A 3,528-nucleotide genomic window follows, 5' to 3' on the forward strand; every position below is an offset into this window, starting at 1 on the left:
CACGTAGGTGAACGTCGCCCAGTTCGCGACGTGGAAGACCAGCCCGAAGGCCAGCCCCACGAGCGTGAAGTAGAACGCGGTGGACAGCCCGCCCATGGCCGCCTCCCGGGACGACCTCGCCCGCGTCTCCGCGCACCCCGCCGCCATGCACGGCAGCGACGGCTGGCTGATGACGGCCGGGCGCCGGGCGGGCGGCGAGGACGGCGCGGACGACGGGCGCGCCCTGTCGCCGCATCCCGCCAGCGGCAGCAGGGCCGCGGCGGCCAGCAGCGCCCGCCGGGAGGAGCCTGACTGCTCGGATGGCATGCGGAGGCACCTGCTTTCCCGGCGGCGGAGGGCGGACGCCGCCCAGCAGACCAGAGCAGCACTCGTGACGTCCAATATGGATATCACTCGTACCGCCATACGCATCTCCATATCAGCGCTGGTCAGGCAGGCCGGGCCGAGGCGCCTCACGGCGACCGGCGATTCTGCCGAAGCCCGTGCCCCGCGGCGCCGGCGCCCGGCGGCCCAGGATCCGGCGGCCGGAAAACCGTGTGGCCCGACCCCGGAACGGGATCGGGCCACACGGTGCGGCTTCGGCGGCGTCAGCGGGCCGCGGCCTCCATGGCCTGCTTGACGGCGGCGCGCTTCTGCCGGAGCTTGGCGAGCGCCTCCTCCAGGATCGCCTCGCCGTCCTCGTCGCTGCGCCGCTCCTTCACGTACGCGAGGTGGGTCTTGTACGGCTCCGTCTTCGGCGGGGCCGGGGGGTTCTCGGAGTCCTGGCCGGCGGGGAACCCGCAGCGCGGGCAGTCCCAGGTCTCGGGGACCGCGACGTCCGTCGCGAAGCTGGGGCGGGTCTCGTGCCGGTTGGCGCAGTAGAAGGTCACCCAGACGCGGGGGGCGGCGTCGCCGCGCTCCGCCTCTCCCATCGGACCGGCCCCGACACGGCTGCCCCGAATCGCGTTGCCACTACCCACGGAATACTCCTCGCTTGGTGTGCCGCCGCCGCCCGTGACCTTCGAGGACGGCGCGGCGCTCGCATGTGTTGGACGGGCCGGCTCAGCCGACGCCCTTGTGCTTGAACAGCAGTCCCAGCACGACGATCGAGGCGAACCAGACCACCCCGACGCCGATGGTCAGCCGGTCGAGGTTGCGCTCGACCACCGACGACCCTCCGAGGGAGGACGAGACGCCGCCGCCGAACATGTCGGACAGGCCGCCGCCCTTGCCCTTGTGCATCAGGACGAGGACCACCATCAGCAGGCTCGTGACGATGAGCACGATGGACGTTGCGATGATCACGTTTCTTCAGCGCCTTGTCTGTAGTTCAGGACGGAGGTCGAGCCGGACCGGGCGTTTACCCGTCAGCTACGAAGGGTACGACGAAGTCCCCGCTGGTTCGGCAAGAACCCCCGGTTCACGCGGAATTGATCAGATGTGATCAGACCGGCAGATCCCGGTACCGGCAGATCTTGACGAACTCTCCCGGGTCCAGGCTGGCACCTCCGACCAAGGCGCCGTCCACGTCGGCCTGCGCCATGATCCCGGCGACGTTGCCGCCCTTCACCGAACCGCCATACAGGATACGCGCCTCGTCGGCCACACCGCCGTCGTACAGCTCGGCGAGCCGCGTGCGGATGGCCCCGCAGACCTCCTGCGCGTCCTGCGGCGTGGCGACCTCGCCGGTGCCGATCGCCCAGACGGGCTCGTAGGCGATCACCGTGCGCCGCACCTGGTCGGCGGTGATCTTCTCAAGTCCGCCGTCGACCTGCGCGAGCACGTGCGGGACGTGCCCGCCGGCCTTGCGGACCTCCAGCCCCTCGCCCACGCACAGGATCGGGGTGAGGTCGGCGGCGAGCGCGGCCCTGGCCTTGGCGTTGACGACCGCGTCGTCCTCGGCGTGGTACTGGCGCCGCTCGGAGTGCCCGACGACGGCGTAGGTGCAGCCGAGCTTGGCCAGCATCGCCGCGGAGATCTCGCCGGTGTAGGCGCCGGACGCGTGCTGGGAGACGTCCTGCGCGCCGTACTGGATGCCGTACTTGTCGGCCTCGATCAGGGTCTGCACCGAGCGGAGCGCGGTGAACGGCGGGAGCACCGCGACGTCGACGGCCGCGTAGTCGGCGTCCTTGAGCGCGAACGCCATCTTCTGGACGAGCGCGATCGCCTCGAGGTGGTTGTTGTTCATCTTCCAGTTGCCGGCCATGAGCGGCTTGCGGCCGGTCGGGCCGCCGGAAGGGGTCGCGCGGGCCATCGTCAGTCCTCCAGGGCTTGCAGGCCGGGCAGCGTCTTGCCTTCGAGGTACTCGAGGCTCGCGCCGCCGCCGGTCGAGATGTGGGAGAAGGCCGCCTCGTCGAAGCCGAGCAGCCGGACGGCGGCGGCCGAGTCGCCGCCGCCGACCACGGTGAACGCGCCGGAGTCGATGAGGCCCTGCGCGACGGCGCGGGTGCCGTGCGAGTAGGGCTCCATCTCGAACACGCCCATGGGGCCGTTCCAGAAGACCGTCCTGGCGTCGGCGAGGCGCGCGGCGAACAGCTTGCCGGACTCGGGCCCGATGTCCAGGCCCAGCCGGTCGGCCGGGATCGCGTCGGCGGGCACCACGTCGTGGTCGGCGTCCGCGGCGAACGCGGTGGCCGCGACGATGTCGACCGGCAGCACGAACTCGACCCCGGTCTCCTCGGCGCGGCGCAGGTACTCGCGGACGGTGTCGAGCTGGTCCTCCTCGAGCAGGCTCCGGCCGACCTCGTGGCCCTGCGCCTTGAGGAAGGTGAACACCATGCCGCCGCCGATGAGGATGCGGTCGGCCTTGCCGAGCAGGTTGTCGATGACCCCGAGCTTGTCGGACACCTTGGACCCCCCGAGCGCGACCGCGTAGGGGCGCTCGACGTCCTCGGTGAGCTTCCTGAGCACCGCGACCTCGGCGGCGATCAGCCCGCCCGCGGCGTGCGGCAGCCGCTTCGGCACGTCGTAGACGGACGCGTGCCTGCGGTGCACCGCGCCGAACCCGTCCCCCACGTAGACCTCGGCGAGCGCGGCCAGCCGGTCGGCGAAGGCGCCGCGCTCGGCGTCGTCCTTGCTGGTCTCGCCCGGCTCGAAGCGCAGGTTCTCCAGCAGCGCGACACCGCCGTCGGCGAGGCCGTCGGCCGCGGCGCGGGCGGAGTCGCCCACGACGTCGGTCGCGGACGCCACCGGCGCGCCCAGCAGCTCGCCCAGGCGGGCGGCGACCGGCGCGAGCGACAGCTCGGGCTTGACCTGCCCCTTGGGGCGGCCGAGGTGGGCGCAGACGATGACCCGGGCGCCCCGGGCCCGCAGCGCCTCGATCGTCGGCAGGCTGGCCCGGATCCGCCCGTCGTCGGTGATCCGCCCGTCCTGCAGCGGGACGTTGAGGTCCGCGCGCAGCAGGACGCGCCGTCCGGCGACGTCGAGGTCGTCAATGGTGCGCATCGGGATGCGGTGTCCTTCCGTACACGGCCCCGGCGGGGCGTCGGCGGGGGGGCGGGCCCCGGGGAGGGGGGGGTGGGGCTTGAGAGCCGGCGCCGGGGGGTGGTG

The 3,528-nt window shown here is 72.6% G+C and carries 4 protein-coding genes and 1 pseudogene; all 5 read right to left on the minus strand.

Features of this window, described 5'->3' with window-relative positions:
- Positions 1-306, minus strand: a pseudogene (locus ABWI04_RS42150) (hypothetical protein); the annotation flags it as partial.
- A 281-nt stretch (positions 307-587) separates the two neighbouring features.
- Positions 588-959 carry an RNA polymerase-binding protein RbpA gene (locus ABWI04_RS42155; RefSeq protein ID WP_149258133.1) on the minus strand — a complete coding sequence of 124 codons (372 nt, stop codon included), beginning with the start codon at positions 957-959 and terminating at the stop codon, positions 588-590.
- Between the two features lie 82 nt (positions 960-1,041).
- Positions 1,042-1,284: a preprotein translocase subunit SecG gene (gene secG, locus ABWI04_RS42160; RefSeq protein ID WP_089313386.1), complete on the minus strand. Its 243-nt coding sequence runs from the start codon at positions 1,282-1,284 to the stop codon at positions 1,042-1,044.
- A 139-nt stretch (positions 1,285-1,423) separates the two neighbouring features.
- Complete coding sequence (gene tpiA / locus ABWI04_RS42165; RefSeq protein ID WP_345184344.1) at positions 1,424-2,233, minus strand: triose-phosphate isomerase; 810 nt, start codon at positions 2,231-2,233, stop codon at positions 1,424-1,426.
- 2 nt (positions 2,234-2,235) lie between these two features.
- Positions 2,236-3,423 (minus strand): phosphoglycerate kinase, encoded by a 1,188-nt coding sequence (locus ABWI04_RS42170; RefSeq protein WP_345184342.1) that lies wholly within the window; start codon positions 3,421-3,423, stop codon positions 2,236-2,238.
- Between the last annotated feature and the right edge of the window lie 105 nt (positions 3,424-3,528).

The organism is Actinomadura sp. NPDC000929, assembly GCF_040492065.1.
GTDB lineage: Bacteria > Actinomycetota > Actinomycetes > Streptosporangiales > Streptosporangiaceae > Spirillospora > Spirillospora verrucosospora.

Excerpts from the sequence above, each read along its gene's own strand:
- tpiA (WP_345184344.1), bottom strand. The coding sequence starts at position 2,233 with ATGGCCCGCGCGACCCCTTCCGGCGGCCCGACCGGCCGCAAGCCGCTC.
- ABWI04_RS42170 (WP_345184342.1), bottom strand. The coding sequence starts at position 3,423 with ATGCGCACCATTGACGACCTCGACGTCGCCGGACGGCGCGTCCTGCTG.